The sequence below is a fragment of the Citrobacter sp. BIDMC107 genome, assembly GCF_001037575.1.
Classification (GTDB): domain Bacteria; phylum Pseudomonadota; class Gammaproteobacteria; order Enterobacterales; family Enterobacteriaceae; genus Citrobacter; species Citrobacter freundii.
Genome location: NZ_KQ089848.1, coordinates 4,327,501 through 4,345,352 on the forward strand (window position 1 = coordinate 4,327,501; position 17,852 = coordinate 4,345,352).

General features: G+C 49.9%; 17 protein-coding genes, 1 pseudogene and 1 other annotated feature. Of the genes and pseudogenes, 8 read left to right on the plus strand and 10 right to left on the minus strand.

Going from position 1 to position 17,852, the window contains the following annotated elements; translation table 11 throughout:
* The first annotated feature begins 1 nt into the window (after position 1).
* From rfbB to ugd, 5 genes are all read left to right on the plus strand, one after another.
* Positions 2-1,090 (plus strand): dTDP-glucose 4,6-dehydratase, encoded by a 1,089-nt coding sequence (gene rfbB / locus SK39_RS20000; RefSeq protein ID WP_003844298.1) that lies wholly within the window; start codon positions 2-4, stop codon positions 1,088-1,090.
* Positions 1,090-1,989: a dTDP-4-dehydrorhamnose reductase gene (gene rfbD / locus SK39_RS20005; protein WP_044701929.1), complete on the plus strand. Its 900-nt coding sequence runs from the start codon at positions 1,090-1,092 to the stop codon at positions 1,987-1,989. Before rfbB ends, rfbD begins: the two co-directional genes overlap by 1 nt.
* Positions 1,990-2,027: 38 nt before the next feature.
* On the plus strand, positions 2,028-2,900 hold the full coding sequence (gene rfbA / locus SK39_RS20010) for a glucose-1-phosphate thymidylyltransferase RfbA (protein ID WP_044701931.1): 873 nt from the start codon (positions 2,028-2,030) through the stop codon (positions 2,898-2,900).
* Positions 2,901-3,232: 332 nt separating this feature from the next.
* The gene (gndA, locus tag SK39_RS20015; protein ID WP_048217349.1) at positions 3,233-4,639 is read left to right on the plus strand and encodes an NADP-dependent phosphogluconate dehydrogenase; all 1,407 of its coding nucleotides are present in this window, start codon (positions 3,233-3,235) and stop codon (positions 4,637-4,639) included.
* Between the two features lie 198 nt (positions 4,640-4,837).
* Positions 4,838-6,004 (plus strand): UDP-glucose 6-dehydrogenase, encoded by a 1,167-nt coding sequence (gene ugd / locus SK39_RS20020; RefSeq protein ID WP_044701934.1) that lies wholly within the window; start codon positions 4,838-4,840, stop codon positions 6,002-6,004.
* 58 nt (positions 6,005-6,062) lie between these two features.
* On the opposite strand, the gene SK39_RS20025 is transcribed toward ugd, so the two are convergent.
* Positions 6,063-7,067, minus strand: coding sequence for an NAD-dependent epimerase (locus tag SK39_RS20025; RefSeq protein WP_048217350.1), 1,005 nt, complete (start codon positions 7,065-7,067; stop codon positions 6,063-6,065).
* A gap of 406 nt (positions 7,068-7,473) precedes the next feature.
* Between SK39_RS20025 and wzzB the strand changes: the two genes are divergently transcribed.
* Positions 7,474-8,457, plus strand: a complete 984-nt coding sequence (gene wzzB / locus SK39_RS20030) for an LPS O-antigen chain length determinant protein WzzB (protein ID WP_048217351.1) — start codon at positions 7,474-7,476, stop codon at positions 8,455-8,457.
* Positions 8,458-8,510: 53 nt separating this feature from the next.
* Here the strand turns inward: wzzB and hisIE are convergent, their stop codons facing one another.
* From hisIE to hisL, 9 genes are all read right to left on the minus strand, one after another.
* Positions 8,511-9,122 carry a bifunctional phosphoribosyl-AMP cyclohydrolase/phosphoribosyl-ATP diphosphatase HisIE gene (gene hisIE, locus SK39_RS20035; RefSeq protein ID WP_048217352.1) on the minus strand — a complete coding sequence of 204 codons (612 nt, stop codon included), beginning with the start codon at positions 9,120-9,122 and terminating at the stop codon, positions 8,511-8,513.
* Positions 9,116-9,892, minus strand: a complete 777-nt coding sequence (hisF, locus tag SK39_RS20040) for an imidazole glycerol phosphate synthase subunit HisF (protein ID WP_019077116.1) — start codon at positions 9,890-9,892, stop codon at positions 9,116-9,118. Before hisF ends, hisIE begins: the two co-directional genes overlap by 7 nt.
* Positions 9,874-10,611, minus strand: a complete 738-nt coding sequence (gene hisA, locus SK39_RS20045) for a 1-(5-phosphoribosyl)-5-[(5-phosphoribosylamino)methylideneamino]imidazole-4-carboxamide isomerase (protein ID WP_003844283.1) — start codon at positions 10,609-10,611, stop codon at positions 9,874-9,876. Before hisA ends, hisF begins: the two co-directional genes overlap by 19 nt.
* Positions 10,611-11,201: an imidazole glycerol phosphate synthase subunit HisH gene (hisH, locus tag SK39_RS20050; RefSeq protein ID WP_003844282.1), complete on the minus strand. Its 591-nt coding sequence runs from the start codon at positions 11,199-11,201 to the stop codon at positions 10,611-10,613. Before hisH ends, hisA begins: the two co-directional genes overlap by 1 nt.
* Positions 11,201-12,268 (minus strand): bifunctional histidinol-phosphatase/imidazoleglycerol-phosphate dehydratase HisB, encoded by a 1,068-nt coding sequence (gene hisB, locus SK39_RS20055; RefSeq protein WP_048217353.1) that lies wholly within the window; start codon positions 12,266-12,268, stop codon positions 11,201-11,203. The genes hisH and hisB overlap by 1 nt, the downstream gene beginning before the upstream one ends.
* Positions 12,265-13,344, minus strand: coding sequence for a histidinol-phosphate transaminase (hisC, locus tag SK39_RS20060; protein ID WP_044701948.1), 1,080 nt, complete (start codon positions 13,342-13,344; stop codon positions 12,265-12,267). Before hisC ends, hisB begins: the two co-directional genes overlap by 4 nt.
* Positions 13,341-14,645, minus strand: coding sequence for a histidinol dehydrogenase (gene hisD, locus SK39_RS20065; RefSeq protein ID WP_048217354.1), 1,305 nt, complete (start codon positions 14,643-14,645; stop codon positions 13,341-13,343). Before hisD ends, hisC begins: the two co-directional genes overlap by 4 nt.
* 5 nt (positions 14,646-14,650) lie before the next feature.
* On the minus strand, positions 14,651-15,550 hold the full coding sequence (gene hisG, locus SK39_RS20070) for an ATP phosphoribosyltransferase (RefSeq protein ID WP_003030161.1): 900 nt from the start codon (positions 15,548-15,550) through the stop codon (positions 14,651-14,653).
* Between the two features lie 45 nt (positions 15,551-15,595).
* Positions 15,596-15,718 (minus strand) — a sequence feature (His leader region).
* Positions 15,694-15,741, minus strand: a complete 48-nt coding sequence (gene hisL, locus SK39_RS27190; protein WP_100250077.1) for a his operon leader peptide — start codon at positions 15,739-15,741, stop codon at positions 15,694-15,696. (Overlaps the previous feature by 25 nt.)
* Positions 15,742-15,915: 174 nt before the next feature.
* On the opposite strand from hisL, the gene SK39_RS20075 reads away from it, so the two are divergent.
* On the plus strand, positions 15,916-16,740 hold the full coding sequence (locus SK39_RS20075) for an SDR family oxidoreductase (RefSeq protein ID WP_003030163.1): 825 nt from the start codon (positions 15,916-15,918) through the stop codon (positions 16,738-16,740).
* Positions 16,741-16,781: 41 nt separating this feature from the next.
* A pseudogene (locus SK39_RS20080) lies at positions 16,782-17,766 on the plus strand (LysR family transcriptional regulator).
* Positions 17,767-17,852 lie beyond the last annotated feature (86 nt).

Genomic DNA, 17,852 nt, shown 5'->3' on the forward strand with positions numbered 1-17,852 from the left:
GATGAAAATTCTGGTAACAGGCGGTGCGGGCTTTATTGGTTCTGCAGTGGTTCGATATATTATAAATAATACCGCTGACTATGTTGTCAATGTTGATAAATTGACCTACGCAGGTAATCTAGAATCGTTAAAAAGCATTGCTGATAATGAGCGTTATTCTTTCGAGAAAGCAGATATTTGCGATAAAGCTGACATTGAACGCATTTTCGAACGTCATCAACCTGATTTAATTATGCATTTGGCTGCAGAAAGCCATGTAGATCGCTCAATTTCTGGTCCGGCAGATTTTATTGAAACGAATATTGTAGGTACATACACATTGTTAGAGGTGTGTAGAGCTTACTGGAATAACTTAGAAAGTTCACGTAAAGAAGCGTTCCGATTTCATCATATTTCAACTGATGAGGTTTACGGTGACTTACCGCACCCGGATCAATGGGAAGGCGATAATGATTCATTACCGTTGTTCACCGAGGAAACAGCTTATGCACCAAGCAGCCCATATTCAGCTTCAAAAGCATCCAGTGATCATTTGGTGCGTGCGTGGAAGCGGACTTACGGTTTACCGACAATTGTTACTAATTGCTCTAATAACTATGGTCCATATCACTTTCCAGAAAAACTTATACCTCTGGTGATACTGAATGCCCTTGAAGGAAAACAATTGCCAATCTATGGCAAGGGTGATCAAATTCGAGACTGGCTATATGTAGAGGATCATGCACGTGCGCTCTATTGCGTATTGACTAAAGGCACGCCAGGAGAAACCTATAACATAGGCGGGCATAATGAGAAAAAAAATATTGAAGTGGTTCATGCAATTTGTGATTTACTTGATGAACTCGTTCCATCTTCAACTTCATACCGTGAACTAATTAGCTGGGTTGCAGATCGACCGGGCCATGACCGTCGTTATGCTATAGATGCGGATAAAATCAAAAATGAACTTAATTGGTCCCCTCAGGAAAGCTTTGAGTCCGGGATTCGCAAGACTGTCCAGTGGTATCTCGACAATACAGAGTGGATAAATAATGTGAGAAGCGGGGAGTATGCTAACTGGATTAAGCATAACTATAAGGATCGAGTGTAATGAATATACTATTATTTGGTAAGGGCGGGCAGGTAGGTTGGGAGCTACAGCGGGCATTGGCCCCTTTGGGTAAATTGACTGCACTAGATTTTAATTCTAGTGAGTATTGTGGTGATTTTGCCAATCCCGAAGGGATTGCCGAAACTATACGCCGAATCAAACCTGATGTTATTGTTAATGCTGCTGCATATACCGCAGTTGACAAAGCAGAGTCCGAATCTGAGTTGGCGTATATAGTGAATGCCGAGAGTGTTGGGGCTATTGCATCGGAAGCCAAAAAGATCGATGCTTGGGTTATCCACTACTCCACTGATTACGTTTTCCCTGGTGATGGTGACATTGCAAAGAAAGAAACTGACCCGACGAATCCGCTCAATGTTTATGGTGAAACCAAACTAGCTGGTGAGCAATTATTGCAGCAACATTGTGAAAAATATCTTATATTTCGTACTAGCTGGGTCTATGCTGGTAAAGGGAATAATTTTGCCAAGACTATGCTAAGATTGGCAAAAAAAAATGTGACTTTGTCGGTTATCTGTGACCAATTTGGTGCACCGACTGGTGCTGAGTTGCTTGCTGATTGCACTGCTCACGCCATTATCACCGCACAAGCTAGGCCAGAAGTCGCTGGCTTATATCATTTGGTTGCATCTGGGGTTACAACTTGGGCTGATTACGCTGAATTGGTTTTTGCTCAAGCACGTAAAGCAGGGATTGAATTAGCTGTTAAGGATGTCAGAAAAATATCAACGAGTGAATATCTGACACCAGCTTGCCGTCCTGGAAACTCCCGTCTTTCAACGGAAAAATTTCAGACGACTTTCAATCTGCAGTTACCACAATGGCAGGTTGGTGTGAAGCGGATGTTGGCTGAACTATTTACCGCATCGTCACTTTGATCCCTACTCTTTGGCATAAACACTATTTGAGATAAAAAATGACAACTCGTAAAGGTATTATTTTAGCAGGTGGTTCAGGAACACGACTTTACCCAGTTACAATGGCGGTGAGTAAGCAATTATTACCGATCTATGATAAACCGATGATTTACTATCCACTGACCACGTTAATGCTGGCAGGGATTCGAGATATACTTATTATCAGTACACCCCAGGATACGCCTCGATTTGAACAACTGCTAGGTGATGGGAGTCAGTGGGGACTGAACTTAAAGTATAAAATACAGGATAGTCCTGATGGTCTGGCTCAGGCTTTCATTATTGGTGAAGAGTTCATAGGTGATGATAGTTGTGCGCTAGTGTTAGGTGATAATATTTTCTACGGTCATGATTTACCAAAATTACTTTCAAACGCAGTGAAAAAAGAATCAGGTGCGACTGTTTTTGCTTATCATGTCAATGATCCAGAGCGATATGGCGTAGCCGAGTTTGATGAGACAGGCAAGGCTATCTCCTTAGAAGAGAAGCCCGCAAAACCTAAAAGTAACTATGCAGTGACTGGACTTTATTTCTATGATAATAGTGCAGTTTCCCTAGCTAAGACCCTGAAGCCTTCGGCGCGCGGTGAGCTAGAAATCACAGATATTAATCAACTTTATCTGGAGCAAGGAAATCTCTCCGTTGAGATGATGGGACGTGGTTATGCGTGGCTTGATACTGGTACTCACCAGAGTCTCATCGAAGCTAGTAATTTTATTGCAACTATTGAAGAACGTCAGGGGTTAAAAGTTGCTTGCCCGGAGGAGATTGCATTCCGTAAAGGATTTATCACTGCTGACCAGGTTCTCAAACTTGCTGAACCGATGGCAAAGAATAACTATGGAAAATATCTTGCTAAATTGATTAAATAGTTATTGTGAACTCATAATATACACACTTGAGTTTTTAGATGAATTGTATTCCTGAGCGACTAATGTTGCTTTTAAAGGAAGATATGTATCACTTAATTTTCATCAGGTGGTACATAATCAAATTTCAATTGTTTTTATAGTTCGTGTTTTATATTGAACCTAACTTCAATTCTATTATTATTTTGTGATTAATTCAGTGATTTTGACTGTTTGATTTTTGCTATTTTGTGAAATTAAAGGCTATTCAAAATTGCTATTATCGAGTTAATATCTAGACCACATCTCAAGCCGCGTTTACGTCGCGCGGTGACCACACCTGACAGGAGTATGTAATGTCCAAGCAACAGATCGGCGTCGTCGGTATGGCAGTGATGGGGCGCAACCTGGCGCTCAACATCGAAAGCCGTGGTTATACCGTCTCCATCTTCAACCGCTCCCGCGAGAAAACTGAAGAAGTTGTTGCCGAGAACCCGGGTAAGAAACTGGTTCCTTATTACACGGTGAAAGAGTTCGTCGAGTCTCTTGAAACCCCACGTCGTATCCTGTTAATGGTGAAAGCGGGTGCTGGCACCGATGCTGCTATTGATTCCCTGAAGCCGTATCTGGATAAAGGCGACATCATCATTGATGGTGGTAACACCTTCTTCCAGGACACCATTCGTCGTAATCGTGAACTGTCAGCTGAAGGCTTCAACTTCATCGGTACCGGCGTGTCCGGCGGTGAGGAGGGGGCCTTGAAAGGTCCGTCTATTATGCCTGGCGGCCAGAAAGAAGCGTACGAACTGGTTGCGCCGATTCTGACTAAAATCGCCGCTGTTGCTGAAGATGGCGAACCGTGCGTGACCTATATCGGTGCCGATGGCGCAGGTCACTATGTGAAGATGGTGCACAACGGGATCGAATATGGCGATATGCAGCTGATTGCGGAAGCCTATTCTCTGCTGAAAGGCGGTTTGAACCTGTCTAACGAAGAGCTGGCAACTACTTTCACCGAGTGGAATGAAGGCGAGCTGAGCAGCTATCTGATCGACATCACCAAAGATATCTTCACCAAGAAAGACGAAGAGGGTAAATACCTTGTTGATGTGATCCTGGACGAAGCGGCGAACAAAGGCACCGGTAAATGGACCAGCCAGAGCTCTCTGGATCTGGGCGAACCGCTGTCGCTGATCACCGAATCCGTATTCGCTCGCTACATCTCTTCTCTGAAAGACCAGCGCGTTGCGGCATCTAAAGTGCTGTCTGGCCCGCTGGCTAAACTGGCTGGTGATAAAGCAGAGTTTGTTGAGAAGGTCCGTCGCGCGCTGTATTTGGGCAAAATCGTCTCTTATGCTCAGGGCTTCTCTCAACTGCGTGCCGCATCTGACGAATACAACTGGGATCTGAACTACGGCGAAATTGCGAAGATCTTCCGCGCGGGCTGCATCATTCGTGCGCAATTCCTGCAGAAAATCACCGACGCCTATGCTGAAAACAAAGGCATCGCGAACCTGCTGCTGGCTCCGTATTTCAAAAATATCGCTGACGAATATCAGCAAGCGCTACGTGATGTAGTGGCTTATGCTGTGCAGAACGGTATTCCGGTACCGACCTTCTCTGCAGCGATAGCCTACTACGACAGCTACCGCTCTGCGGTACTGCCGGCTAACCTGATCCAGGCCCAGCGCGACTACTTTGGTGCACATACGTATAAACGCACCGATAAAGAAGGCGTGTTCCACACCGAATGGCTGGATTAATCTGATTTAGTCTAACTGTGAATCCAGGCCCGGAGCGCTCCTCCGGGCTTTTTTATTGCCAAAAAATGGGATTCAGTCAGGTCCGATATCCGGTGTTGTAGCAAATCACGATATACTGGCGCAATGCAGAGCCGATGCGCCACGTTGTTGGCAGCGTGTTCACCCTCAAATGTTCAACCGGAAGAAGTTACACAGCGAATGAAGATAACTATCTCAGGAACAGGTTATGTAGGTTTGTCGAACGGTATTCTGATTGCCCAGCACCACGAAGTGGTCGCTCTGGATATCGTTCCGACGAAGGTCGAGATGCTGAATCAGAAAAAATCGCCGATCGTTGATAAGGAGATCGAAGAATATCTGGCGACAAAACAGCTGAATTTCCGTGCAACGACCGATAAGTATGATGCTTACCGCGACGCGGACTACGTTATCATCGCGACACCGACTGATTACGATCCGACAACTAACTACTTTAACACTTCTAGCGTCGAGTCAGTGATCCGCGATGTGGTCGAAATCAACCCAAATGCGGTGATGGTAATTAAATCAACGATTCCGGTTGGCTTTACGAACTCCATTAAAGAACAGTTGGGTATCGACAATATTTTCTTTTCGCCAGAATTCCTGCGTGAAGGTCGTGCGCTATACGACAACTTGCATCCGTCCCGTATCGTTATTGGTGAACGTTCCGAACGAGCCGAGCGTTTTGCCGCGTTGCTGCAGGAAGGTGCGGTTAAAAAAGACATTCCGACGCTGTTTACCGACTCTACTGAAGCCGAAGCCATCAAGTTGTTCGCTAACACCTATCTGGCGTTACGTGTTGCCTACTTTAACGAGCTGGATAGCTATGCAGAAAGTCTTGGCTTGAACTCACGGCAGATTATTGAAGGTGTGTGCCTGGATCCGCGTATCGGTAATCACTACAACAATCCGTCATTCGGCTATGGTGGTTACTGCCTGCCGAAAGATACTAAGCAGTTGCTGGCTAACTACGCGTCTGTACCGAATAACATTATTGGTGCGATTGTTGATGCGAACCGTACGCGTAAGGACTTCATTGCAGATTCTATTCTTGCGCGTAAGCCTAAGGTGGTCGGCGTGTACCGTTTGATCATGAAAAGTGGTTCCGATAATTTCCGGGCATCATCGATTCAGGGCATCATGAAGCGCATTAAAGCCAAGGGCGTACCCGTTATTATCTATGAACCGGTCATGGAAGAGGATGAATTTTTCCATTCCCGAGTTGTGCGTGATCTTAATGCGTTCAAAAATGAAGCGGATATTATTATTTCTAACCGCATGACGTCAGAATTAGCTGATGTTGCCGATAAAGTGTATACCCGCGATTTGTTTGGTAGTGATTAATCTCGTCTCCATAAAAAAGGCCTTATAAAAGGCCTTTTTATTTTAATCAGGTCAGTAATTAAACTTTGTAGAAATTACGATACCAGTCAACAAAGTTCTTCACCCCATCTTTTACCGTGGTTTCAGGTTTAAAACCAATTACCTCATACAGTGCTTTAGTGTCTGCGCTGGTTTCCAGTACATCACCTGGCTGTAGTGGTAGCATGTTTTTCTTCGCTTCAATACCCAGAGCATCTTCCAAAGCCTGGATATAGTCCATTAGCTCAACCGGTGAACTATTGCCGATATTGTAGACGCGATAGGGCGCAATGCTGGCTGCTGGCGTGCCTGTTTCAACGGTCCATTGTGTGTCTGCGTGTGGAATGACATCCTGCAGGCGAATGATCGCTTCTGCGATATCATCGATATAGGTAAAGTCACGCTTCATTTTGCCGTAGTTATAGACGTCAATACTTTTCCCTTCCAGCATCGCTTTGGTGAACTTGAACAGCGCCATATCCGGTCGACCCCATGGACCGTACACGGTGAAAAAACGCAACCCGGTGGTGGGCAATCCGTACAGGTGGGAATAAGTATGAGCCATCAGCTCGTTGGCTTTTTTGGTTGCTGCATACAACGACACGGGATGATCGACGGAATCATCCGTAGAGAAAGGCATTTTGCGATTCAGGCCGTAAACTGAACTGGATGAGGCATAGAGTAAATGCTGAATTTTATTATGGCGACACCCTTCCAGTATGTTCAGAAATCCTGTGAGATTTGAGTCTGCATAGGCATGCGGGTTTTCGAGTGAATAACGTACGCCAGCCTGTGCGGCAAGATGAATGACACGTTCAAAATGCCCGGATGCGAAGAGTTCAGTCATGCCTTCGCGGTCGGCTAAATCAATTTTATTAAACTGGAAACCAGGCTGCGCAAGTAATTCCAGACGAGCTTGTTTAAGACTGACGTCGTAGTAATCGTTCAGATTATCAATACCGACTACTTGATGGCCAGCCTCAAGGAGGCGTTTGCTAACGTGGAAGCCGATGAAACCAGCGGCACCCGTAACCAGGTATTTCATGTTTATTCCTCTTTTTGGCTAAATAATAGCCAGGCACCAACAGGCGCTACTAAAAAGTGGAATGATACCGTTAGATGGTAAAAAAGCTAATTGTTATATTTTTTACGCTTACCATCTTTACTGGTTAGATGGTAAGTATTCACGACATGAATTAATTAAAATGAATTGTAAAGTGTAACGATTGGCGGGCATGAAATCTGGTTATTGCTGTTTTTTTGCTCATGAAAGTGTTCTTTGAGTATTTACACTTTTGTTTGATCGTATTGATTTTCAGTAGTGATTGAAATACCAATCAAAATCCCTCAAACAATTTGATTTTTTTATCATTAATCCTATGGCATTGCCTCAATTTATAGCTAAACTAATCCCAGTTTAAGTCTTTCCTTATCTAGGATCTAGGGTTTCTATGTCTGTAAGTGATAACAACATGTTCGGGAGCAGTCATGATCCGGAACAGATTGATCTGATTGATTTACTAGTACAGTTGTGGCGCGGGAAAGTAACAATCGTTATTGCGATTGTTATTGCCATAGTGCTTGCTGTGGGCTATCTGGCAGTTGCTAAGGAGAAATGGACCTCTACAGCAATTATCACTCAACCGGATGTTGGACAGATTGCCACCTATAACAACGCACTTAACGTGTTGTATGGTGCCAGTGCCCCTAAGGTTACTGAGTTACAGGCAAACGTGATTGGCCGTTTTAGTACGTCATTCTCTGCGTTGGCGGAAACGCTGGATAATCAGGAAAAGCCTGAAAAACTGTCGATTGAGCAGTCTGTAAAAGGGCAACCATTGCCGTTGGCGGTCGCTTATGTAGCTGGTTCTCCAGAAGAAGCTCAGCGTCAATTGGCTGAATATATTCAACAAACAGATGAAAAGGTTGCCAAAGAGCTGGAGCTTGATCTGGTTGATAACATCAAATTGCAAACAACTACGCTTCAGGACTCCTTGAAAACTCAGGAAGTGGTCGCGCAGGAGCAAAAAGATCTGCGAATTAAGCAAATTCAGGAAGCGCTGCGTTATGCAGAACAAGCTGGTGTGATTAAGCCGCAAATTCAGCAGACGCAGGATGTGACGCAGGATAGCATGTTCCTGTTGGGTAGCGATGCCCTGAAATCCATGATTGAGCACGAATCCACACGCCCTTTGATATTGTCTGATAACTACTTCCAGACCAAACAAAAGCTGTTGGATATCGAAAGTCTTAAGCTTGAAGGGGCGGAGTTACACGCCTACCGCTACGTGATGAAACCAACGTTACCGGTTCGTCGTGACAGTCCGAAAAAAGCGATTACCCTGGTGCTGGCGGTTCTGCTCGGCGGGATGATTGGGGCTGGCGTGGTGCTGGCGCGAAATGCGTTGCGCAGCTATAAAGGCAAAACAGAGTAAGCGCTCATCTCAATAAAAAAACCGGGCTTGCCCGGTTTTTTTACATGTGCAACTTACTGATGACGCTTACGTAAATTCTCAATCACCGTCGTCAGGTCGAGTTTCTGATCCTGCAGCAGCACCAGCAGGTGATACATCAGATCAGAGGCTTCGTTTGTCAGCTCAAAGCGGTCGTTCACCGTCGCAGCCAGCGCGGTTTCTACGCCTTCTTCACCCACTTTCTGTGCGATGCGTTTGGTGCCGCTGGCATACAGTTTCGCGGTGTAGGAACTGGCTGGGTCAGCGGTTTTACGTTCGGCCAGCAGTTGCTCAAGCTGATACAGGAACAGCCACTGGTGGCTGGCGTCGCCAAAGCAGCTTGAAGTCCCTTTATGGCAGGTCGGGCCAATCGGGTTAACCAGCACTAGCAGAGTGTCGTTGTCGCAGTCAGGCGCAATGCTCACCACATTCAGGAAGTGACCTGAGGTCTCTCCTTTGGTCCACAGGCGCTGCTTAGTCCGCGAGAAAAAGGTCACTTTGCCGCTTTCGAGCGTTTTATCCAGCGCTTCCGGGTTCATATAACCCAGCATCAGCACCTCACCGGAAACCGCATGCTGCACGACGACTGGCATCAGCCCGTCGGTTTTTTCCCAGTCCAGCTCACGGCATTGTTGCTTCGTTAACATATCCTGATCTCCACGCCCTGTGTTGCCAGGTACGCTTTTAATTCGCCAATATTGATGATTTGCTTGTGGAAGACGGAGGCGGCAAGCGCGCCGTCAACGTCGGCATCCCGGAAGGCTTCGAGAAAGTGTTCCATGGTGCCCGCGCCGCCGGAGGCAATCAGCGGGACGTGACAAACGTCACGTACTTTTTTCAACTGTTCCAGGTCATAACCGTTACGTACGCCGTCCTGATTCATCATGTTCAGGACGATTTCGCCCGCGCCGCGTTTTTGGACTTCCTGCACCCAGTCCAGTGTTTCCCATTGCGTGACGCGGGTACGGCTTTCATCCCCGGTATACTGATTAACGTGATATTTGCCGGTTTCGGCGTCATACCAGGTATCAATGCCCACCACGATGCACTGCACGCCAAAGCGATCCGCCAGACGGGTGATAAGTTCCGGTTCGGCCAGCGCCGGGGAGTTGATGGAGATTTTGTCCGCCCCGAAAGAGAGGATACGTGCCGCATCGTCGATGGATTTAATGCCACCGGCAACACAGAACGGAATATCGATCACTTCCGCCACGCGTGATACCCAGCTTTTATCCACTACGCGGCCATCGCTGGAGGCGGTGATATCGTAAAACACCAGTTCATCTGCGCCTTCATCGGCATAGCGTTTTGCCAGTGGGACAATGTCGCCAATAATCTCGTGATTGCGGAACTGAACGCCTTTTACTACCTGCCCATCGCGGACGTCCAGACAAGGAATTATGCGTTTTGCCAGCATTGTATGGCCTCCTCAACGGTGAACTTTCCTTCCAGCAAGGCTCGTCCGACGATAACACCACGAACACCGGTCCCGCGCAGGGCCGCTACGTCCTCGATTCCACCAATACCACCAGATGACTGAAACGCCACCTGCGGATATTTGGCGCACACTTCTTCATAAAGCGCGACGTTTGAGCCTGCCAGCGTGCCGTCGCGGGAGATATCGGTGCACAGCACGTGCTTCAGGCCGACGGGTAAATAGGTCTCAACCAGTTCTTCCAGTGAAACCCCGGAGTCTTCCTGCCAGCCACTAACCGCTACCTGTTTGTTCCCACGCTCGTCAATACGAACGTCCAGTGCCAGCACCAGCGCGTCGGCACCAAAACGAGCAAACCAGCTCTTGACTTCCTCGGGGGATTTTACCGCCGTCGACCCCACCACCACGCGCGCCACGCCAGCGTCAAGCAACGCCGCCACGTCTGCTTCCGTACGCACGCCGCCGCCAACCTGTACCGGAACATTGACGCCAGCGACCAGCGTTTTAATCAGCGGGATCTGGCGCTGCGCCGGGTCTTTCGCGCCGGTTAAATCAACCAGGTGCAGTACTTCGGCCCCCTGAGCGGCGTAATCTTGCAAACGGGGGAGCGGATCGTTGCCGTAATCACGTTGCGTTGCGTAATCGCCCTGATGAAGACGCACTACCGTGCCGTCGATTAAATCTAATGCCGGAATAATCATTACATCTCCAGAAAGTTTTTCAGCAACTGCGCCCCAGCCGCGCCCGAACGTTCAGGGTGGAACTGCACGCCAAAGAAATTGTCCTTTTGTACTGCCGCGGTAAACGGTTCGCCGTAATGACACTGGGCGATGGTCCACGGGTTTACCGGCATAGCATAGCTGTGAACAAAGTAGAAATACGCGCCATCTTCAATGCCCTGGAACAGACGATTTCCCGCCTGCGGATAGACGCGATTCCAGCCCATGTGCGGCAGCGGCAGACCGAAATCGGTCATCTTCGGGACATCCTGCTCAATAATGCCCAGCAGGGATACGCCGTTACTCTCTTCGCTGCGACGACCAAGCAGTTGCATGCCTAAGCAGATCCCCAGCACTGGTTGCGTACAGGCTTTGATCAGCTCAATCAGTTCACGCTCGTGCAACTGGTCCATCGCCGCCTGGGCGGTACCGACGCCCGGCAGAAACAGCTTATCGGCGCGCAGCACTACATCCGGGTCGCGGCTGACAACAGGATCGTATCCATGGCGTGCGACGGCGGATTTTACCGAGTGCAGGTTGGCGCAGCCGGTGTCCAGAATCACCACGTCCATTACAGCACTCCTTTTGAAGAGGGCAGCGTGTCGCCTTCGACGCGAATCGCCTGACGCAGCGTACGGCCAAAGGCTTTAAACAGGCTCTCCACACGGTGGTGGTCATTTTTGCCTTTGGTTTTCAGGTGCAGGGTGACGCCCATGGTGTAAGAGAGTGAGCGGAAGAAGTGTTCAATCATCTCTGTGCTCAGATCGCCAACGCGCTGGTAGGTAAACTCCGCGCGGTACTCCAGGTGCGGGCGGCCGGAGATATCCAGTGCGCAACGCGCCAGGCACTCGTCCATCGGCAGCACAAAACCAAAACGATTGATGCCGCGTTTATCGCCTAATGCCAGCTTTAAAGCTTCACCCAGCGCCAGACCGGTATCTTCAACGGTGTGGTGATCGTCTATATATAGATCGCCCTTGACGGCTATCTCCATGCGAAAACCGCCATGGGTGGCGATTTGATCCAGCATGTGGTCAAAGAAGCCAACGCCGGTATTGATTTTGCTTTGGCCTTCACGGTCCAGCCAGACTTTGACGTCAATCTGCGTTTCTTTAGTATTACGCTCTACGTGTGCGTAGCGGTCACGTTTGGTCAGCTGCTCGCCGATCATCGCCCAGTTCAGGGTGTCGCGATGGTAACGCAATCCGCTAATGCCCATGTTTTCAGCGAGCTGAATATCGGTCACCCGGTCGCCAATGACGTAGCTGTTCGCCATATCCATGGCCTGTTCAACCAGATACTGTTCAACCAGCTTCACTTTTGGCTTACGGCAATCGCACTCGTCCGCTGGCAGGTGCGGGCAAATCAGTACCTCATCAAATGTCACACCCTGAGAGGTGAAAATTTGCATCATCAGGTTATGCGGACCGTCAAAATCAGCCTGTGGGAAACTCTGTGTTCCTAGTCCATCCTGGTTAGTGATCATAACCAGCTTAAAACCTGCTTTTTGCAGCTTGAGTAAAACAGGAACGACGTCCGGCTCGAAGGCGAGTTTGTCAAAGCGATCGACCTGAAAGTCACTTGGCGGTTCGGAAATCAGGGTTCCATCACGGTCAATAAAAAGATACTTCTGGCTCATACTTGCTCCGCACGTAAGGCGTCAATGACGCGCTGGCTCTCTTCACGGGTTCCGACAGTAATTCGCAGGCAGCCGCTTAACGAAGGTTGTTTATTCTGATCTCGTAAGATAATGCCCTGATCCCACAAAGATTTAAATACGCTACTTGATGCGGTGAAGCGCGCCAGAACATAGTTGGTTTCAGAGTCGAAAACCTGTTCTACACAGCGAATCGTTTTCAGGTTATCTACCAGATACTGACGCTCTTCCAGGATCTGCTCTACGCGTTTACGCATGGCGGAAATCCCTTGCGGCGTCAGGGCCTGGGCGGCGATATCTGCCACCGGCGTAGAGAGTGGGTAAGGGGCAATCACCTTTAACAGCAGATTGATAACCTCTTCATTCGCCAGCGTAAACCCGCAGCGTAAACCGGCGAGGGCAAACGCTTTTGACAACGTGCGTAATATCACCAGATGCGGATACTCAGACAGCCAGCCAGCCAGCGTGGCCTGCGGGCAAAACTCAATATAGGCCTCATCAGCGACCACAATAGCTTTACCCTGCGTCATTTCGAGCAGTGAACGCAGATCCTGCGGGTTAATCAACTGGCCGGTTGGGTTATTAGGGCTGCAAACGTAGACCACCTTCACGCCATCAATCTTGTCCGCGATGCCTTGCAAATCCAGTTGCCAGTTATCAAGAGTCGGAACGGTGCGGCATTCGACGCCAATCGTTTCGGCGCTGACGCTGTACATGCCGTAAGTCGGCGGGCAGTAGAGAATGGCATCTTTACCGGGTTCGCAAAACGCGCGCACCAGCAGCTCGATCCCTTCATCTGCGCCGCGGCTGACCAGCACCTGCTCCGGTTTGACGCCAGCATACTGCGCGTAATTCTCAATCACCGCTTTCGGCTGACACTCCGGGTAGCGGTTCAGCGTTTGCTGACTGAGCTGGAACTCCACGGCGGTGGGATATTCATTCGCGTTGAGCCAGACATCGCCGTTACCGCCGAGACGACGGGCAGACTGATAGGGCGTTAATTCGCGAACATTCTTACGGGCTAAATCAGTGACGCTGAGAAAGTTGTCAGTGCTCATGCTTGCTCCTTCAGGGCGTTAACGCGCAGGGTAACGGCATTTTGGTGGGCAGTCAGTCGTTCAGCAGAGGCCAGTATTTCAATGGTTGAGGCCAGGCCAGAGAAACCTTGCGGGGTTAATTCCTGTACAGTCATCCGTTTCTGGAAGTCAGCCAGCCCAAGGCTTGAGCAGGTCGCGGTATAGCCGTAGGTCGGAAGAACGTGGTTGGTGCCAGAAGCATAGTCGCCTGCGGATTCCGGCGACCAGTCGCCGAGGAACACCGAACCGGCGCTGGTGATATCATCAACCAGTTCACGTGCGTTGCGGGTCTGAATAATCAGGTGTTCCGGACCGTAGGCGTTAGAAATGGCCACGCACTGCGCCAGATCTTTGGCGATAATCAGCCGACTGGCACTGAGCGCCTGGCGGGCGGTCTCAGCGCGGGAAAGCTCAGCGAGCTGGCGCTCTACGGCTTTGGCAACGCCTTCGGCAAGGGTAGCGTCTGGCGTCAATAGGATAACCTGCGAGTCGGGGCCGTGTTCTGCCTGAGAAAGCAGGTCAGAGGCAACAAAGTCCGGCGTCGCGCCGCTGTCAGCGATAACCAGCACTTCGGACGGGCCAGCAGGCATGTCGATGGCCGCGCCGTCAAGACGCTGGCTAACCTGGCGTTTGGCTTCGGTCACATACGCATTGCCCGGCCCGAAGATTTTATCGACCTTAGGAATGGATTCGGTGCCCAACGCCAGCGCGGCAATAGCCTGCGCGCCGCCCACATTAAACACCTCTTTTACACCACACAGCTGCGCGGCGTAGAGAATTTCATCGGCAATCGGCGGCGGTGAGCACAGCACCACTTTTTTGCAGCCGGCGATACGCGCCGGGGTCGCCAGCATTAATACGGTAGAGAACAGCGGCGCTGAACCTCCAGGAATATACAGGCCCACGGAAGCGATAGGGCGGGTAACCTGCTGGCAGCGCACACCCGGCTGAGTTTCAATATCCACCGGTGGCAGGATCTGCGCGGTGTGGAAAGTATCAATATTACGCACCGCTGCCTGCATAGCTTGTTTCAGTTCGTCGCTCAGGCGACTACTGGCTTGCTGGATTTCTTCCTCGGTGACGCGCAGCGCGCCGACCTCGGTTTTATCAAACTTCGCGCTGTATTCACGCAGCGCCCGGTCGCCGTTATTTTTGACGTTCTCAAGGATCTCGGCCACCGTACGGCTGATGCTTTTCGAGGCGGAAATAGCCGGGCGCATCAGCAGTTCGCGTTGCTGCTCGGGGCTACAGCTATTCCAGTCAATCAGGGTATTGAAGCTCATGGCTATCACTCCATCATCTTCTCAATTGGCAGCACCAGAATTGAGCTGGCACCGAGCGCTTTCAGTTTTTCCATTGTTTCCCAGAACAGGGTTTCGCTGCTGACCATGTGCATGGCAACACGCTGCTGGTCGCCGGCCAGCGGCAGAATGGTCGGGCGCTCAGCGCCAGGCAGCAGGGCGATAACTTCGTCCAGACGCTCGCTCGGCGCGTGCATCATAATGTATTTGGATTCGCGTGCCTGAATCACCCCCTGGATACGGGTCAGCAGTTTGTCGATCAGTTGTTGCTTGGCGTCGGCCATTTCGCCGTCGCGCTGAATCAGGCAGGCTTTAGAGCGGTAAATGACTTCCACTTCACGCAGACCGTTGGCTTCAAGCGTTGCGCCGGTGGACACCAGATCACAAATCGCGTCGGCCAGACCCGCACGGGGAGCGACTTCTACAGAGCCGTTTAACAGACAGGATTTAAACGACACCCCTTTTTGATCGAGATAACGTTTGAGCAGGTGTGGGTAAGAGGTAGCGATACGCTTACCGTTCAGCGCTGCCGGGCCATCCCAGGCTTCATCAACCGGGGTTGCCAGCGAGAGACGGCAGCCGCCGAAGTCCAGACGACGCAGGGTAAAATAGCGAGGGTCTTCACCCTGTGCGCGGCGGTTGAGCAGTTCCTCTTCGAGAACGTTTTCCCCGATGATGCCGAGGTCAACAACGCCATCCATCACCAGACCCGGGATATCGTCATCACGTACGCGCAGAATATCGATAGGCATATTCTCTGCCATTGCAATCAGGCGCTGGGTGTGAAGATTAATTTTAATGCCGCAACGGGCCAGCAATTCGCGTGAATCATCGCTTAAACGGCCAGATTTCTGCATAGCTATGCGTAAACGGGTGTTGTCTAACATTCTTTATTCCTCGTTATCCTGTCTGAATCAGTTTGGGTCACGCACAAAAAAAAGCCCCCGGAAGAAATCTTCCGGGGGCTTTCTCATACGCTCATGCACCGCTGGAAGATTTAAATGTCTCCCAGCACACATCGCCTGAAAGACTAGTCAGGATGATGGTGATGATGGTGTTTGAATTGAGCGCGTGTCATAAATTTTCTCGATGAATGTTTATTCATTTGATGTCTTTTAACCTAAACCACTTTAGCTACGGAAAGCAAGGGCTTTTTTTGATCATTAATTCATTTCATATTGATACTATGAATTGTCAGCCACCGTGGGCTGGCGTAGCCTTGCGTTATAGGCCAAAAGTCAGGAGAGAAGGCATGAAAAAGGTCGCAATTGTCGGATTAGGTTGGTTAGGCATGCCGTTAGCCATGTCGCTGGCGGCGAGAGGCTGGCAGGTTACCGGCAGCAAAACCACATTGGATGGGGTGGAAGCGGCCCGCATGAGCGGTATCGAGAGTTACTCGCTGCGCCTGGAACCTGAACTGGTCTGTGAGGCTGACGATCTCGACGCACTGATGGACGCCGATGCGTTGGTTATTACGCTGCCTGCACGCCGTAGCGGTCCTGGGGAAGCATTTTACCTGCAGGCAATGCAGGAACTGGTCGACAGCGCGCTGGCGTATCGGATCCCGCGGATTATTTTTACCAGTTCGACGTCAGTCTATGGTGACGTTCAAGGAACAGTGAAAGAGGGGACGCCGCGTAATCCGGTCACGGCAAGTGGTCGTGTTCTGAAAGAACTTGAAGACTGGTTGCACAATTTACCTGGCACGTCGGTGGATATTTTGCGTCTGGCCGGGTTAGTTGGTCCGGGAAGACACCCTGGTCGCTTTTTTGCCGGCAAGACGGCGCCAGACGGACATCATGGCGTCAATCTGGTGCATCTGGACGATGTGGTTTCTGCTATCACGTTACTGCTGCAAGCGCCTAAAGGGGGACACATCTATAATATATGTGCGCCTATGCATCCGGCGCGTAACGTGTTCTATCCGCAGATGGCCCGCCAGTTGGGGATGGAGCCGCCGGAATTTCGCGACGGTACGGATAACGGTAAAGGTAAAGTCATTGATGGCAACCGTATTTGTAATGAGCTTGGGTTTGAGTACCAGTATCCTGATCCGCTGGTGATGCCGATGGAGTGACAAGCCAGCAGAGTGCCGCTGTATACCGCCAGGGGGCGAGTATGAAACCACTGCTGGACGTTCTTATCATCCTCGATGCCTTAGAAAAAGAGGGCAGTTTCGCGGCGGCGTCGGCAAAATTGTTTAAGACGCCGTCTGCGCTTAGCTACACCGTCCATAAGCTGGAAAGCGATCTTAATATTCAGATACTCGATCGCAGCGGGCACCGGGCTAAGTTCACCCGCACCGGACAGATGCTGCTGGAAAAGGGGCGGGAGGTGCTGCATACCGTCCGTGAACTCGAAAAGCAGGCCATTAAACTACACGAAGGCTGGGAGAATGAACTGGTTATTGGCGTAGATGATACCTTTCCCTTTTCATTGCTGGCCCCACTCATCGAGTCTTTCTATCAACACCACAGCGTGACGCGTCTGAAATTTATCAATGGCGTGCTGGGCGGCTCATGGGATGCCCTAATTCAGGGCCGGGCGGATATTATTGTCGGTGCCATGCATGAACCCCCTGCAGCGAGCGAATTTGGCTTTGCACGGCTGGGGGTTCTGGAACAGGTGTTTGTGGTTGCGCCGCATCACCCGCTGGCGCAGGAACAGGAACCGTTAAATCGTCGCACTATTCGCCGTTTTCGCGCCATTGTAGTGGGCGACAATGCGCAGCATGCCAATGTCTCAGGTTCTCAGGTGCTTGACGATCAGGAAGCCATTACCGTTTTTGACTTCAAAACCAAGCTGGAACTACAAATCAGCGGCCTGGGATGTGGCTATATTCCGCGCTATCTGGCGCAGCGATTTCTGGAGAGCGGCGCACTGATTGAGAAAAAAGTGGTCGCGCAAATTGTCCTTGAACCCGTGTGGATAGGCTGGAATGAACAGACCGCCGGGTTGGCCAGTGCCTGGTGGCGGGATGAAATTTTAGCAAATAGTGCTATTGCGGGGGTGTATGTTAAAACGGCTGCTGACAAATCAATCAGTTAAGAAAAAATATTCTTTTGTGGCCACTTCAATCTCTTGTTATTTCTCCCCAATTTAGTGCAAAATACGCCGCTTGCAAAAAATGACATTAACCGACGTTTTAATACGCGTCGGTTATTTTTTTGCATCAAACCAATCATTCAT